The sequence below is a fragment of the Providencia sp. PROV182 genome (genome assembly GCF_028480325.1).
Taxonomy (GTDB): Bacteria; Pseudomonadota; Gammaproteobacteria; order Enterobacterales; family Enterobacteriaceae; genus Providencia; species Providencia hangzhouensis.
The window spans coordinates 136905-151965 of record NZ_JAMPOL010000005.1 but is presented as its reverse complement, the minus strand read 5'-3'; the positions used below and the strand labels follow the sequence as shown (position 1 = coordinate 151965).

Here is a 15061-nt window from a genome sequence, read left to right as displayed (position 1 = left end):
ATGTACCAATTAGATGATGACTCCTATTTATTCCCTCCCGTGTCTGAAGCCATGCGGGAGCCCAATGGCTTATTAGCGATTGGCGGAGATCTTTCATCAAAAAGGCTGCAAGCTGCCTATTATGATGGTATCTTTCCTTGGTTTAATCCTGGAGAGATGCCTTTATGGTGGTCTCCGGACCCTAGAGCAGTACTCATGGTTGGTGAACTCCATATTAGCCGGTCAATGAAAAAAGTTTTAAAAAAGCAGACTTATCGCATTACTGTTAACCATGCATTCAAGCAAGTTATTGAAGCTTGTTCTGTACGCCAAGAAGGCACATGGATTTTACCCGAAGTTCAAGCAGGGTATTTAGCGCTACACCAAGCAGGTATGGCGCATTCCATTGAAGCTTGGTATGGCGATAAACTCGTTGGAGGCCTGTATGGCGTGAACATGGGGCACCTATTTTGTGGGGAATCTATGTTCAGTAAAATGAATGATGCATCCAAATTTGCTTTTATTACATTCTATTTTCATTTTTTGCGCTATAATGGGCAACTTTTTGATTGTCAGGTACTTAACCACCATACCGCCTCAATGGGCGCAAAAGAGATATCCCGTAGGGATTTTTTACATATTCTTTATCGGTGGCGTGACAAAGCGATTGACCCCGCCTGCTGGATACCGCAATCGATTGAAATACCGCCAATTTTCGATTAATGAATTTTGGTTTTACAGTAATTTTATTCCTTCACTTAAAAATAAAGATCGCGTTAAAATGCGACACTTCTTTACTTAGTGCGGGTTTTTGGGCATTATCTTGCCCGTTAAAAATCACGGTTATTAAACTTAGAGGATTAGATGGCCAAAGAAGACAATATTGAAATGCAGGGCACAGTTTTAGATACCCTGCCAAACACAATGTTCCGTGTTGAACTGGAAAACGGTCACGTGGTGACTGCTCATATTTCTGGAAAAATGCGTAAAAACTATATCCGCATCCTGACAGGCGACAAGGTAACTGTAGAGTTAACACCTTATGACCTGAGCAAAGGCCGAATCATTTTCCGTAGCCGTTGATATTCTCTTCAGGCAAGGCCTGACAACCACAGGTGCATTGATACACCTGTGGTCTATTCGTCAGAATACCGCATCCTCCGGAGAGGCCTTGTGCACGCTACTGAAGCTGTATGTCAGTGTGTTACTTTTTTCATCAAGCCCGATACTTACAGAGCCACCATTGGTTAGTGAACCAAATAACAACTCGTTTGCTAATGGTTTTTTCAGGTTATCCTGAATGGTGCGAGCCATAGGTCGGGCACCCATCGCTTTATCATAACCTTTTTCACACAACCAGCGGCGAGCCGCGGCGCTAACTTCAATTGATACACCCTTTTCATCAAGCTGAACTTGTAATTCCACAATAAACTTATCAACGACTTGCGTAATAATTTCTGGAGTTAATGAGTTAAACCAAATGATACCATCAAGGCGGTTGCGAAATTCTGGTGAGAACGCCTTTTTGATTTCAGACATCGCATCAGTGCTATTATCTTGCTCAGCAAAACCAATAGAACGACGCTGAGTTTCTTGCACCCCAGCGTTGGTTGTCATTACCACAACAACATTACGGAAATCCGCCTTACGACCGTTATTGTCTGTTAACGTTCCGTGGTCCATTACCTGTAAAAGAATATTAAACACATCTGGATGCGCTTTTTCGATTTCATCTAACAGCACCACTGAATGCGGATGTTTGATAACCGCATCGGTCAGTAAACCACCTTGGTCAAAGCCGACATAGCCAGGAGGCGCACCAATTAAGCGGCTAACCGTGTGACGCTCCATATATTCAGACATATCAAATCGCAGCAATTTGATATCCAACGCTTTCGCTAACTGGACAGTCACTTCGGTTTTACCCACCCCTGTTGGACCGGCAAATAAGAAAGAACCCACAGGTTTATTTTCTAACCCTAAACCTGCCCGATTCATTTTGATTGCCTCAGACAATGAATCTATCGCTTTGTCTTGTCCAAACACTAACATTTTCAAACGAGAGTCGAGTGTCTTGAGTTTATCTTTATCGCTTGAGGAAACCGTTTTTTCAGGAATACGGGCGATACGCGCCACAACTGTTTCAATTTCAGGCACACCAATGGTTTTTTTACGCTTACTTGGTGCAACCAGTCGCGTTCGCGCCCCGGCCTCATCAATCACGTCAATGGCTTTATCTGGCAAATGCCTGTCGGTGATATATTTAATGGATAAATCCACCGCCGCTTGGATCGCTTTTGCGGTATAACGAACATCATGATGAGCTTCATACTTAGGCTTCAACCCATTGATGATACGAATTGTTTCTTCGGGAGTTGGTTCTACAATATCAATTTTCTGGAAACGACGAGCCAACGCTCTATCTTTCTCAAAAATACTGCCAAATTCTTGGTATGTTGTTGAACCAATAACACGAATTCGACCACTTGATAGCAACGGTTTAATTAAGTTCGCTGCGTCAACTTGCCCACCAGACGCGGCTCCTGCACCGATGATAGTGTGAATTTCATCAATAAATAAAATGCTCTTCGGATCTTTTTCCAGCATTTTTAATAATGCTTTGAAACGTTTCTCAAAGTCACCACGGTATTTGGTTCCAGCCAATAATGAACCAATATCTAGTGAAAAAATTGTGCAGCCTTTCATTACGTCAGGTACATCATCTTGCTCAATACGCCATGCTAGCCCTTCAGCAATCGCGGTTTTACCGACACCTGACTCACCGACTAATAGTGGATTATTTTTACGACGGCGGCACAATACTTGAATCGTACGCTCTAATTCAGCCTGACGTCCAACCAGAGGGTCGATATTCCCTTTCTTGGCCTGCTGGTTCAAGTTGGTCGTAAAGTTGTCCATATGGTCTTCTGGGACCGGCTGCTCTTCGTTTTGCACACTATTAGAGGAGATATCTTGTTCTGATGACGACTCTTCGCCTTTTATCGTGCCATGAGAAATATAATTAACTACATCTAAACGGCTTACATCATGCTTGCGTAATAAGTACGCAGCTTGGGACTCTTGCTCACTAAAAATCGCGACCAATACGTTTGCACCGCTGACTTCGTTACGCCCAGATGATTGCACATGAAAAACAGCGCGCTGTAATACACGCTGAAAACTCAGCGTAGGCTGGGTGTCTCTGCTATCATTTTCGGGTAACAAAGGTGTAGTTTGCGCGATGAAGTGTTCAAGTTCTTGACGTAATGCAACAAGATCAACCTTACAAGCATCTAAAGCTTCGCGAGCAGAGATATTACTCAGTAACGCTAGCAATAGGTGCTCTACAGTCATAAACTCATGGCGACTGTCTTTCGCTTTCGTAAAAGCTACGTTTAAACTAAGCTCCAGTTCTTGATTGAGCATAAGCACCTCCCAAAATTGATATTAAGCCAAATTAGACTTTCTCTATAGTGCAAAGCAAAGGGTACTCATGTTCACGAGCAAAAGTATTGACTTGCGCCGCTTTCGTTTCAGCAACCTCTGCAGTAAAAATTCCACAAACTCCCTTTCCTTGAATATGGACATCTAACATTATCTGTGTAGCGCGTTCTTCATCAAAAGAAAAGTATTTTTGTAACACTTCGACAACAAAATCCATCGGGGTGTAATCGTCATTATTTAATAGCACCTTATACATCGATGGTGGCTGTAAGGTTTGTTCTATTTCATCTTTAAAAATGACGTCAGTTTTAAATGTGCCCAGAAAATCACTCATTACTTTCTTGCTCAGTGTTTAACTTCAATTTAAGCATAGTCTTTATTATCAACGATTTCTATCAATCATATTGATAACATCACAAAACTATACCATTTAGTTACTATGCTGTTTTTTGTCTATATTGCATCAAGCGACAGTGTATCATGGGAATCACCTTTGCTTCCATGGTTAGCAATCTGTGAGCCATATCAAATATTATAGAAAATGAGCGCTATTGATTAGCGAATTCTTAACACTTTCCAGCAATTCCTGAACCGTACCTCTTGACCTTAGAAGGTAATTTATTACAGTATATTTTACGAACAAATAACATCGTATTTATACTTATTTTGTATGTGTTTTTTATACATCGTTCTAAATGCAAATACTGGTAAATTTGAAGGATAAAATATGGAGACGGGTATCGTTAAGTGGTTCAATAACGCAAAAGGCTTTGGTTTTATTTGCCCGGCTGATGGCGGAGAAGATATTTTTGCTCATTATTCCTGTATCCAAATGGACGGTTACAGGACACTAAAAGCAGGCCAGAAAGTTCAATTTAGTGTGACTATTGGCCCAAAAGGTAATCATGCAGACCTCATTGTTCCTATTGAAAATGAGGATATTCCAGACAACACAACAGAATCGAATTTATAGCTCACCAATAGAGCACAGTTAATTATTTTAATAACACTGACAACGCTAATAATTAACTGTGACTATTTATAAATTAATCATTTTTTTGCTGCATTATTACCTGCTGTTTGCAGGTGTGACATATCACCATACAATGACGTCAATAAATCATATTGTTCAACATCATAAAACACACATTGTTTTCCTGTGAATGCTTTAGCCACTTCTATCATAAATTTTACAGTAGCCGCAATATCAACCTCATGGCTGGCCCCTGTAGAGCAACCTGGTACTACCGTTTCTGAGCAAATAGCGACACCAACCACTGGTGCAGATGTTGATACCGCAGGTTGTAATATACTGTTGATATGATGTAGACCATTACCATATGGCGTGATGTCTTGAATTGATAATGGAAATGTCACCGCTTTTTGGCCACTACTCCATTCCATCAAACGAATTAAATCCTCTGACACAGGTAAAATATAACCATTTTTTACTGTTGGAGACAGTGCATACCCTTTATGATTGAGTAAACGATTTCCCTTCGTGGTATCTACGGACAAAATAGCATCCGCTTCAGGGATCGCCTCATGTTGATTCATCGTGGCATCTTCAAGGGGCGAGTCCATAAAATCAACAGGTGTATGCGGACGTGTTGGTGCATTTGGGCAAATATGGGTCGTGACCACGACATCACCGAGTAACTGGTCACCCTTTTCATGCATTTGTGCCAGTTTAAGCGCTGCTGCAAGTGCGGCAATCGCACCATCTGCATCAGACACAACACCTATTCGAGAAGGCCTAGCACCAATTCCACCTAAACGCCCGATGATTCCCAGTGTTGGCGCATCTTTATGCTGTGATTTACCTTGTGTTCCTGGAATAAGAATGCGAACAAAGTCACTTTGTCCTTTGTGATCCTTAACCGTTTTAGACATGACTTCAATGTGTGGGAAATCTTGGAACAATGCAACAATGTCTTCACCTTTAACACTAGCGCAATCGATTAGATCATATACGCAAAGAGTTTGTTTTAGACTCATTGTACTTCCTTTAATTTTAATTATTTTTTATGAGAGTAAAGAGCTACTTTGAGATTAACTCGCATAGAATAGCGAGTTAATCTCATTTCACTCTAGATGGAATCTCACGTAATAGAGGTTCCATTTTTCCTGATGAAGGCGTATTCACGCACTTAAAATGCTAACAATATTAAATATTTATAATTTACTATTTACTTCAACTACTTACTTCAACTACTTACTACTTTTTGCTTTTATAACATGAAATAAGCTCATGACTTATTCATGCTTTTTTGCAACCAATACGGGTCACCCACCATACACCCAAGATAAGCGGCTTTATGACAAAGGCTCTTAGATAACTGCACCATAACCTCATCATTCATTTGTGCAGCAGGCAAACTTAAACACAAGGCATATAACGTATTTTGTGCAGGGTCGAACACCGTGCTGGATATGGAAGCGACTCCGGCAACGGATTCATCCATCGAAAATTCCCAGCCACGATCTGCCACTAAGTCCAAACGCTCAACTAATTTACCCCGTTCTTCTTTTGGCTCACGGTCGATAATTTTTGACCGCTCATTTAGCGGTAACCTTGCTAATAGTGCACGCCCCGTTGACGTTCCCAGTATGGGTAAGCGGGTACCCGGTTGAGTGATCACTTGCAGCATGCTATTACCAAAGCGTGCATGAACAACACGAACCATATCATCATCAAGTGCTGACACATAACTGGTAAACCCGCTATCTTTCGCAAGTTCATCAAGTGCTTCAAGCATCATATCGATTAGCGGGTTCATCCCCCTAGCCCGATGAGCTAATTCCATAATCAGCAAACCAGGTCGATATATCGGTGCATTGTTTTTCTTTTCCAGCAATCCGAGTTCAGCCATTTGCTTTAAAAGACGGGAGGCCGAGCTTTTTGGCATACCTAATTCATTAACCAACGTTGTCACCGTCAGTTCATTACCTGAACGTAAGAACAATTGGTAAACATCAACCACGCTAGATAAAATACTCATGACCCTAAACCTTGGGTTAATACACTGTAGCTTTGTGGCTTTCTGTCTCTCAGATAAGGCACTTTTAAACGTGTATGGGCTTGGTTTAAAAAATCAACCTCACCGATTAATAGCTCTTCGCCCTCACAGCTCGCTTCACAAAGTACTTGGCCGCGAGGACCTAAAACCTTGCTACCACCAAATAAATGCAGATCTTCTTCATGACCCCAACGGTTCACTGCAAGTAAGTGAGTTCCATTTTCTAGTGCTCGACAAGCGCTATTAATATCCCACACATCTCGGTCTTGAACACACCAAGCTGAAGGGGCTAATAACAATTCCGCGCCTTGTAATGTTAAAATTCGTGCGACTTCTGGAAAACCCATGTCATAGCAAATCATGATACCGATTTTACCGATCGGCGTTTCAAACACAGGGAAACTATCACCTCGTCCAAACCATTGTTTTTCTATGCCGAAAGCATGAACTTTACGAAAAACACCACTAATACCCTCACACCCCGGGTTCCAAACACCGACAGAGTTATAGATATCGCCTAAATATTCACCGCGCTCAACAAAACCGCTAACAATAGTGATATTTAAACGAGTAGCAAGTTCGCTAAATAGCGTATAAGTTTCACTTCCGATGGAATCGCTTAAATCCCACAACTTAGTGGTCAGTAAGTCACCACGATAACCCGTTGTCGCCAGCTCAGGGAAACAAATCAGTTTTGCCCCTGAATCTGCGGCTTGTTGGCACAACTGTGCCATGCGTTGTAAATTATTGGTTTTATTGCCAAGTTCTGAATCAAACTGAGCCAGAGCAACTTTAACTTTTGTACCTGACATTGTTTAATCCTTAATCTAAATGAGAGACTTTGCGAAAGTGTACCGTTTCAACACCTCTCGCTTTCGCCTGCCAGCGCATGCCTATCCAATAAGCAACTGCACCAGTAATCAAAGAGTTAAGCGCTGGGATACCGTAGTCTGCATGCAGCGGACCTAACTCTGATGTCCCCCAGCCAACCAGTACTGCGATCACCCACACCACGAGTGTTACTGGGTTATATGCTTCACAGCTCGGTGGTAATATGCCTTGCTCTCGAGTGATATCTAGTTCTTTCCGATCACGTTTTAACAAGTAATAGTCAACAACCATAATCCCTGCGACAGGAGGAATGGCGATTCCTAAGTAAATTAAGAAACCGATAAAGTTATCTAATATCCCTAACATTGAAGCGATTGTGCCAAAGATACCAATCACCCACGTTAAATAACGACGGTCAAAACGCTTATTAAATATGGCATTTAACAGTGTTGAAAAACCTAACGATGATGAATACAAATTGATATCATTCATTTTTATTGTTGAGAAGATAACAATCGATGCACCTAATAGGCCTGTCAGCGCCATCATTAAATCAAATACTTGGCTTGTACGTAATGACAGCGCCATTAGTACCGCTATCATATTGACCAGTAACTCACCAAAAAATGTGCCGATAAGCGTCATCCAAAACACATCTTTAGGCCCTTTCATGAAACGGCTGATATCGGGTGTTGTCACTGCTGCAATAATAAAACCACCAGCAACCATTGTGATGGCCGCAGGCATAGTCATTAATGGCCCGGCGGGTTCAGTGTCATTAATAAGCGTACCAATATCTTGACCTGATAATAAATTATATGTCGCCCAGCCTAACGCGAATAAAAATAGCGGCGTTGAGATATTGGCAGTAATAGATAAAAATCGATACCCATATACTGTTATAACCGTCACCGCAATACCTGTAATAAGTGACCAAGTCCCTGGTGTTAGCACATTAGTCGCTTTATACATTCCATCCGCAAAGAAACCATTTTGGACGCCAAACCAGCCCATTAAGGAGATAGCAATTGCGCCACCAATGAGTGCTGAGCCTAACTTACCAAAACCCGCCCACCGAGACAGTAGGCTGATTGACATTCCTTCGCGGCACGCAGCCGCTCCAAGCCCCCAGCTGACAACCTGTAAAATTACAGATCCAAGCATCGTTGCCCAAAACGCCTGCCAAAAAGTTAACCCATACCCAAGAGCCGCACCTAACATAACTTGTGAAACACAAGCTAGTGCGCCAATTCGTAGAATTAACACTTCATAGAACGGCCTACGAGCACTTTGGGGTACCCGAGCCAAAGAATAATCTTCACCTGCTTTATTCGCCATATCGCACCTGCTGTGTGGTTGTCTTTGCTTAGTTTTTTACTGGCTTTATTATAAGTTCCATTATATGGAACTAGGTTTCATTTATTCTACAAGGCAAATCATATCCATGATCGATACCAATTCGCAAGTAGAATTTATCTTTTCAGACAGTTTTTTATTATGAAATATTTTAAGAAACGAGGGAATATACAGACTGAAAAAAATATTATCGGGAAATGAAGGAGTTAAAAATAACGCATTTAATTAGCAGAATTTAATTGAGGAACTTGGTTCCGAAAAATGGGACTATCCCTAAATCAAATTATTTACAAGCAGATGATTCACATATTGATAATTGACCTTAAAACTGAGTTACACAGAAAGTAGAGCGAAGGAATTTAGCTTATCCTTCGCCACTCAAAAATCTCACTAAGAAAAATTATTATGGGTGGCTGATCTAAAAACTATCCATGGTTAACTTAAAGTGAGTATCCATCTTTAACCCAGTTGCCACAAAGTCTTGTTTTTCAATTGACTCTAAAATATCAAAATGAATATCAATGATCTTTTTATGTTCATCATGGTTGTTTTGGTTTAATAAACCAGCTGAAATAGAACCACCTAATGCGCCTCTTAATGCTTTTAGCATCAATGCATATAACGGATTTTGTGACATTTCAGCTAATGTTAAGTGAAAATCAATATCACTTTCGATGAACAAATCCCAATCATTAGAACTCAACAAGGACTTCCTCATTTTATCTGCAATTTTTCTTAACTTGATATAATCATTTTTATTTCCATGCATTGCAGCCAACACTGCAGAATCAACTTCAATCGCACGTCGAAGGCCTAAGATTTGCTGATAATTAACCTGCTGAGTCACAATGGCATGGTTAAAAATAGTTTCTAACGGGTTTGAGTTAATTTTTTGTATTTTAGGTTTTTTGCCACTACTAATATCTAAAATACCTAATATAGAAAGGCTTTGAAAAGCCTCTCTAACTACCCCCCTGCTCACCCCTAAACGTTCAATAATCTCTTTTTCACTCGGTATTTCATCACCTGGATTTAGGTTTGATTGAGATATTAAAGATAGAACATAGCTTCTAACTTGTTCTGAAAGTGTTTGTTTTTCAATTAAAGGATGCAATCTAACCCCCAAAATTAGCAATATCCATTTGATTTAAAATCAAAAAAATAATCTTCCTGTGATTAAAACAATAATAAAACTAGAGTCGTATCACAAAACCTATATTAACCCTCTTTTAATATTAAGGCTAGACTGTTAGCCTGTATGACAGGTTTACAGCCAAACAGTAAGATTAAGACCTTATATACATAGGAATATGAAATGAATAAAGATAATGATTTGTTTGACAAGATTAAAAAGGAATTACCCGTAGCTCTTCTAGGGGATATTTTAGATGAAATAGGATTACACCATCAGTTCTTACCTCCTATACTCAAACCTTTATCTGAGGATATGAAGATTGTAGGTCGAGCAATGCCTGTACTAGAAGCTGATTACATGTTACCGCCTGACGTTACATCTAATGGGCCACTAGGAAATAAAGATTTCGGTATTATGTTTGAAGCACTAGATAGCTTAAAGGAAGGTGAAGTTTATATCGCTTCCGGTTCTTCGCATAATTACGCCCTGTGGGGTGGATTAATGTCGACAAGAGCTAAAAAACTTAACGCTGCGGGCGCTATTATTTATGGCTATTCAAGAGATAAGAGAGAAATACTAGAACTTGATTTCCCTGTATTTTCATTAGGTAGTTATGCTCAAGATCAAAAAATAAGAGGTAAAGTATTAGATTATCGAGTTCCAATCAAAATCAATAATATTTTAATTGAACCAGGTGATTTAATTGTTGCCGATGAAGAAGGCGTATTAATTATTCCTAAAAATGTAGAGTCTTACGTTATTGAACATGCATTTGAAAAACAAAAAATGGAGAATAAAGTACAAAAAGAAATAGCAAATGGAATGGGTGCTGTAGAAGCATATAATAAATTTGGCGTCATGTGATAAACATAAAAATAGATATGTCTTATTAAATTTAATAATAAACATATCATTATATCAAAGGTGATTTATGTTTAAAAAAATAAGATGGAATTTAGTTTTATTTATTTCTCTTGGAGGAATGATAAACTATATGGATCGCTCTGCATTTGCTATTGCAGCTCCTGTTTTTTCTAAAGATTTAAACTTAACACCAAGTGAAATGGGTATACTTTTCAGTAGTTTTTCTATTGGATATGCTTTATTTAATTTCATTGGCGGATACGCATCAGATAAATATGGTCCCAAAAAGGTTTTTGCCGTAAGTATGGCTCTTTGGTCTATCTTTTGCGGCATGATCGGGGTAACTGTTGGTTTTATCTCTATGCTTATTATCCGAACTTTATTTGGTGCAGCTGAAGGCCCCTTTGCAGCAACACTCAATAAAATGGTTAATAACTGGTTCCCTAAAAAAGAAGTTGCTACTGCTATAGGTATAGCAACTGCTGGTAATCCAATAGGTGGAGCGATTGCTGGCCCTATAATGGGAATATTAATAATTACAACTGGTTGGCGTGTTGCATTTTTTATACTTGCTGCAATAGGCTTTATATGGCTAATTGGGTGGTTAAAAATAGCTAAAGATAAACCGGAACAACATAAAAAAATATCAAAAGAAGAATTAGAATATATTTTATCTGACGATAATAATGTAGAATCAAAAACCACAAATACTATATCTAAACCATTATCTTTTTATATAAAGAGTCCGACTATATTAGCAACAACTCTTGCATTCTTCAGTTTGAATTATATTTTATTTTTCTTTTTATCATGGTTTCCAAGTTACTTATCTAATGTTCAAAATCTCAGTATAAAAGATATGAGTATAGTAAGTATTATACCTTGGCTATTAGGTGCTATTGGAATGGCTTTAGGGGGAATACTTTGTGACTTTGTTTTAAAGAAAACAAATAAACCATTATTCTCCAGAAAAATCGTGTTGGTTAGTTGTCTAGGAATATCGGCAATCCTTGTCTTTCTTGTCGGTAATGTTACTCGTGTTGAAAGTGCCGTAGCACTCATGGCATTCGGAATATTTTTCTTATATTTATCTGCTACAACCTATTGGGCAATCCTACAAGATACCGTTGCAAAAAATAATATTGGTGCAGTTGGTGGATTTGTACACGCAATGGCAAATGTTGCCGGAATTTTAGGCCCTATTATTACAGGCTATATCATTGAATGGTCTGGAATGTATAGCATCGCATTTTTTGTGGCAGGTGGAATCGGTATTGTTGGCGCAATCAGTGTCGCATTATATGTAAAACCACTAAATCTCACTAACTAAGAAATTTTCAAATTAAAAGGTTAATAATTATGAAACTAGGATTTGGTTTATATCGACATATGCTTAATGATGAACATTATGCTTTTGCAAAACAATGTGGAGCAACTCATATCGTTGTTCATATGGTCGACTACTTTAACAGTAATGAACGATTTTCACGTAGCGACCAGCCAATTGGCGATAATGATGGCTGGGGAACGGCTGTTGGTGATGTCTGGACAGTAGATGAACTAATAAAAATCCGTGACCGGATGCAAGAGTTTGGCTTAACATTTTATGCAATTGAAAATTTCGACCCTTGCCACTGGGATGACATTTTGTTTGACGGTCCTAAAAAATTAGAACAGCTTGAAGTCGTCAAAAACATTATTAGAAATGTAGGGAAAGCAGGTATTCCTGTCTTTGGATATAATTTCAGTCTGGCAGGAGTCGCAGGGCGAGTTATCGAAAACAAAGCACGAGGAGGTGCTCAAACTGTTGGTTTATCTGGCATCAACGAAGACATTCTAGAGCCAATGCCGGATAATATGGCATGGAATATGAAAATCAATAACCATAGTGCTGGTTATCGTCCTGAAACAACAACAGAGCAACTCTGGGAAAGGTTAACCTGGTTCTTAAACCATATTATCCCTGTCGCTGAAGAAGCAGGCGTTCGCCTAGCTGCTCATCCAGACGATCCTCCACTAGAGTTTGTCAGAGGTCAACCAAGGCTCGTCAATCAACCTCACTTATATCAAAAATTACTAGATATAAAACCAAGTAAATCAAATGCGCTAGAGTTTTGTCTTGGAACCATTGCCGAAATGTCTGAGGGCAACGTTTACGAAGCAGTACAACAATATGCAAGTCAAGATGCGATGGCATACGTCCATTTTAGGAACGTTAAAGGTAAAGTGCCACACTATCATGAAACCTTCATTGATGAGGGCGATATTGATATGTTGAAGGTATTAACAATATTAAAAGAAAATAATTATACAGGTGTATTAATCCCTGACCATACGCCACAAATGTCATGTGATGCGCCATGGCACGCAGGTATGGCTTATGCGATGGGATATATGCAAGCATTACTTAAAGTACTGAAATAATATATAAATAATGCTCCATGCACTATTTTGATAAATGTGCATGGAGAGCTTTATACGAACAATTTATTCCCTCGCCAACGCATCAATTGGGTTCAAGCGAGCTGCATTTCGAGCAGGTAAAAAGCCAAAAATAATGCCAATGGCTGTTGAACAAACAAAGGCACTGACTAATGCCACCGGGTCAAAAGAAAAAGTCCAGCCTGGTAGTGCCATTTGAGCCAATAAACTAATCCCATACGATAGGCCAATCCCCATCAACCCGCCCATTAAACAGACTAGTACGGCTTCGATAAGAAATTGCTGCATCACATCGCTAGTCCTAGCCCCTACCGCCATGCGAATACCAATTTCTCGCGTCCTTTCGGTAACAGAAACCAGCATAATATTCATCACACCAATACCACCAACCACCAGCGAAATAACCGCGACTAATGTTAGAAACAATTGCATAGTCTGGGTGGTTTTTTCCGCTGTTTTTACAAAAGTGTCAAGGTTATAGGTGAAAATATCCTTTTTACCATGGCGCAACGTGAGTAAGCGGGTCAGTTGCTGTTCTACCGTTTTCGCATCGTAACCGTCTTTCACCCTAACAACAAAGCTCTCATAGTATGGACGGTTCAGAATTTTACTATTCACCGTAGTATCCGGTAACCAAACCGATAGCGACTTACTCGAACCAAAAGTCGATTTTTTCTCTTCAAGCACACCGATAACTGTTACAGGCATATTACCAATGAGCAAAGTTTCGCCAATAACATTTTCTTGTTTAGGGAAAAAGCGGCGCTTAGTATTGGCATCAATAACCACCACTTGTGCGCGCTTATCCACCATATCTTGCGTGAAACTCATACCTTCTGAAAATTTAGAGGCATAAACATTAAAATAATCCCGACCAACACCGGTGAGCTGTGCCGAAGCGTCAACATTCCCTTTTCTTAAGCGTGTTGAGTGGTTGAGCTCGCCAGAAATCGCGTACACATAAGGCTGTTTTGCTAATGCATCAATATCTGAGGCTCTTAAGGACTGACGATTTTTTGCATCATCGTACCCAAAGTCTTCCCCTGGATAAATTGAAATGGTATTCGTCCCGATTGATTTTATATCATTAAGGACCATGCCTTGAGCGGCATCACCGATCACCATTATTGATACCACCGACGCAATGCCAATGATAATCCCAAGCATAGTCAGCAATGTACGCATCTTATTAACGACCATGGCACGCCAAGCCATTAATAAGGCCTCACTAAACCGCCCATACGCCTGAACTAAAGAGAATTTTCGTGGGGGAGCTTTTGGTAGTGAATTTGTTCGTTTCGTGGCTTTGCTACCCGAGTCATTCAAAATCTCGCCATCTTTAATTTCGATAATACGTTCCGCTTGTTGAGCAATTTCAGGGTCATGCGTGACAATAATTACGGTATGCCCTTGGGCACAGAGGTCTTTTAAAATATTCATGACCTCTTCCCCCGAATGGCTATCCAGTGCTCCTGTTGGCTCATCCGCGAGAATTATCTGCCCACCATTCATAAGAGCGCGAGCAATACTCACGCGCTGTTGTTGCCCACCAGACAACTGACTTGGGCGATAATCAACTCGCTCCCCTAACCCTAGACGCTGTAATAGCTGGGCTGCTCGCTCACGACGTTGGTTTTTACCCGCCCCTGCATACACCGCAGGCACCTCAACATTTTGTTCCGCACTTAAATGACTCAGTAAATGGTAACGTTGAAAAATAAAGCCAAAATGCTCTCGGCGCAGTTCTGCCAATTGGTAGTTATCTAACGTTGCAACGCTTTGACCATCAATGCAATAATTCCCTTCAGTTGGTTTATCTAAGCACCCAATAATATTCATGAGCGTGGATTTACCTGAACCAGAAGCACCAATAATCGCCACCATCTCACCTGCATTAATTTGCAGTGAAACATTTTTTAAGACCGTAACTTGGTTTTCGCCTTCCCCGTAGCGGCGAGTGATCCCTTGAAGATCAATTAATGCAGACATA

General features: G+C 40.0%; 14 protein-coding genes. 6 read left to right on the top strand and 8 right to left on the bottom strand.

The window, feature by feature from the left end:
- The gene (aat, locus tag PR834_RS05500) at nucleotides 1-702 is read left to right on the top strand and encodes a leucyl/phenylalanyl-tRNA--protein transferase (RefSeq protein WP_272536498.1); all 702 of its coding nucleotides are present in this window, start codon (nucleotides 1-3) and stop codon (nucleotides 700-702) included.
- 141 nt (nucleotides 703-843) lie between these two features.
- Nucleotides 844-1062 carry a translation initiation factor IF-1 gene (infA, locus tag PR834_RS05495; RefSeq protein WP_004244560.1) on the top strand — a complete coding sequence of 73 codons (219 nt, stop codon included), beginning with the start codon at nucleotides 844-846 and terminating at the stop codon, nucleotides 1060-1062.
- 60 nt (nucleotides 1063-1122) lie between these two features.
- Here infA and clpA read toward each other — a convergent pair whose 3' ends face one another.
- Together clpA and clpS are read right to left on the bottom strand one after the other, a co-directional pair.
- Entirely contained in the window at nucleotides 1123-3405 is a 2283-nt protein-coding gene (clpA, locus tag PR834_RS05490; RefSeq protein ID WP_004256354.1) for an ATP-dependent Clp protease ATP-binding subunit ClpA, read from the bottom strand.
- A 31-nt stretch (nucleotides 3406-3436) separates the two neighbouring features.
- A complete protein-coding gene (clpS, locus tag PR834_RS05485; RefSeq protein WP_004256357.1) occupies nucleotides 3437-3757 on the bottom strand; it encodes an ATP-dependent Clp protease adapter ClpS in 321 nt (106 codons plus the stop codon).
- 393 nt (nucleotides 3758-4150) lie between these two features.
- Here clpS and cspD point away from each other — a divergent pair, with 393 nt between their 5' ends.
- Nucleotides 4151-4396: a cold shock domain-containing protein CspD gene (gene cspD, locus PR834_RS05480; protein ID WP_110591394.1), complete on the top strand. Its 246-nt coding sequence runs from the start codon at nucleotides 4151-4153 to the stop codon at nucleotides 4394-4396.
- 77 nt (nucleotides 4397-4473) lie between these two features.
- On the opposite strand, the gene PR834_RS05475 is transcribed toward cspD, so the two are convergent.
- The 5 genes from PR834_RS05475 to PR834_RS05455 form a co-directional block, all read right to left on the bottom strand.
- On the bottom strand, nucleotides 4474-5421 hold the full coding sequence (locus PR834_RS05475) for a DUF1177 domain-containing protein (protein ID WP_110591393.1): 948 nt from the start codon (nucleotides 5419-5421) through the stop codon (nucleotides 4474-4476).
- Nucleotides 5422-5672: 251 nt separating this feature from the next.
- Complete coding sequence (locus PR834_RS05470) at nucleotides 5673-6425, bottom strand: IclR family transcriptional regulator (RefSeq protein WP_004256362.1); 753 nt, start codon at nucleotides 6423-6425, stop codon at nucleotides 5673-5675.
- Nucleotides 6422-7255 (bottom strand): nitrilase-related carbon-nitrogen hydrolase, encoded by an 834-nt coding sequence (locus tag PR834_RS05465; protein ID WP_004256366.1) that lies wholly within the window; start codon nucleotides 7253-7255, stop codon nucleotides 6422-6424. The genes PR834_RS05470 and PR834_RS05465 overlap by 4 nt, the downstream gene beginning before the upstream one ends.
- Before the next feature lie 10 nt (nucleotides 7256-7265).
- Entirely contained in the window at nucleotides 7266-8612 is a 1347-nt protein-coding gene (locus PR834_RS05460; protein WP_004256368.1) for a purine-cytosine permease family protein, read from the bottom strand.
- Nucleotides 8613-9048: 436 nt separating this feature from the next.
- Nucleotides 9049-9744 carry a FadR/GntR family transcriptional regulator gene (locus PR834_RS05455; RefSeq protein ID WP_036957917.1) on the bottom strand — a complete coding sequence of 232 codons (696 nt, stop codon included), beginning with the start codon at nucleotides 9742-9744 and terminating at the stop codon, nucleotides 9049-9051.
- Nucleotides 9745-9945: 201 nt separating this feature from the next.
- Here PR834_RS05455 and PR834_RS05450 point away from each other — a divergent pair, with 201 nt between their 5' ends.
- From PR834_RS05450 to PR834_RS05440, 3 genes are all read left to right on the top strand, one after another.
- Nucleotides 9946-10629, top strand: a complete 684-nt coding sequence (locus PR834_RS05450) for an RraA family protein (RefSeq protein WP_094960666.1) — start codon at nucleotides 9946-9948, stop codon at nucleotides 10627-10629.
- Between the two features lie 67 nt (nucleotides 10630-10696).
- Nucleotides 10697-11959, top strand: a complete 1263-nt coding sequence (locus PR834_RS05445) for an MFS transporter (RefSeq protein ID WP_094960665.1) — start codon at nucleotides 10697-10699, stop codon at nucleotides 11957-11959.
- 29 nt (nucleotides 11960-11988) lie between these two features.
- On the top strand, nucleotides 11989-13053 hold the full coding sequence (locus tag PR834_RS05440) for a mannonate dehydratase (RefSeq protein WP_004256393.1): 1065 nt from the start codon (nucleotides 11989-11991) through the stop codon (nucleotides 13051-13053).
- Between the two features lie 63 nt (nucleotides 13054-13116).
- On the opposite strand, the gene macB is transcribed toward PR834_RS05440, so the two are convergent.
- Nucleotides 13117-15060 carry a macrolide ABC transporter ATP-binding protein/permease MacB gene (macB, locus tag PR834_RS05435; protein WP_272536497.1) on the bottom strand — a complete coding sequence of 648 codons (1944 nt, stop codon included), beginning with the start codon at nucleotides 15058-15060 and terminating at the stop codon, nucleotides 13117-13119.
- Nucleotide 15061: the final 1 nt, after the last annotated feature.

Coding starts and splice junctions, on each gene's coding strand:
- PR834_RS05460 (WP_004256368.1), bottom strand. CDS start 8,612: ATGGCGAATAAAGCAGGTGAAGATTATTCTTTGGCTCGGGTACCCCAA.
- PR834_RS05450 (WP_094960666.1), top strand. CDS start 9,946: ATGAATAAAGATAATGATTTGTTTGACAAGATTAAAAAGGAATTACCC.
- PR834_RS05445 (WP_094960665.1), top strand. CDS start 10,697: ATGTTTAAAAAAATAAGATGGAATTTAGTTTTATTTATTTCTCTTGGA.
- clpA (WP_004256354.1), bottom strand. CDS start 3,405: ATGCTCAATCAAGAACTGGAGCTTAGTTTAAACGTAGCTTTTACGAAA.
- aat (WP_272536498.1), top strand. CDS start 1: ATGTACCAATTAGATGATGACTCCTATTTATTCCCTCCCGTGTCTGAA.
- PR834_RS05470 (WP_004256362.1), bottom strand. CDS start 6,425: ATGAGTATTTTATCTAGCGTGGTTGATGTTTACCAATTGTTCTTACGT.
- PR834_RS05465 (WP_004256366.1), bottom strand. CDS start 7,255: ATGTCAGGTACAAAAGTTAAAGTTGCTCTGGCTCAGTTTGATTCAGAA.
- PR834_RS05440 (WP_004256393.1), top strand. CDS start 11,989: ATGAAACTAGGATTTGGTTTATATCGACATATGCTTAATGATGAACAT.
- PR834_RS05475 (WP_110591393.1), bottom strand. CDS start 5,421: ATGAGTCTAAAACAAACTCTTTGCGTATATGATCTAATCGATTGCGCT.
- cspD (WP_110591394.1), top strand. CDS start 4,151: ATGGAGACGGGTATCGTTAAGTGGTTCAATAACGCAAAAGGCTTTGGT.
- clpS (WP_004256357.1), bottom strand. CDS start 3,757: ATGAGTGATTTTCTGGGCACATTTAAAACTGACGTCATTTTTAAAGAT.
- macB (WP_272536497.1), bottom strand. CDS start 15,060: ATGTCTGCATTAATTGATCTTCAAGGGATCACTCGCCGCTACGGGGAA.
- infA (WP_004244560.1), top strand. CDS start 844: ATGGCCAAAGAAGACAATATTGAAATGCAGGGCACAGTTTTAGATACC.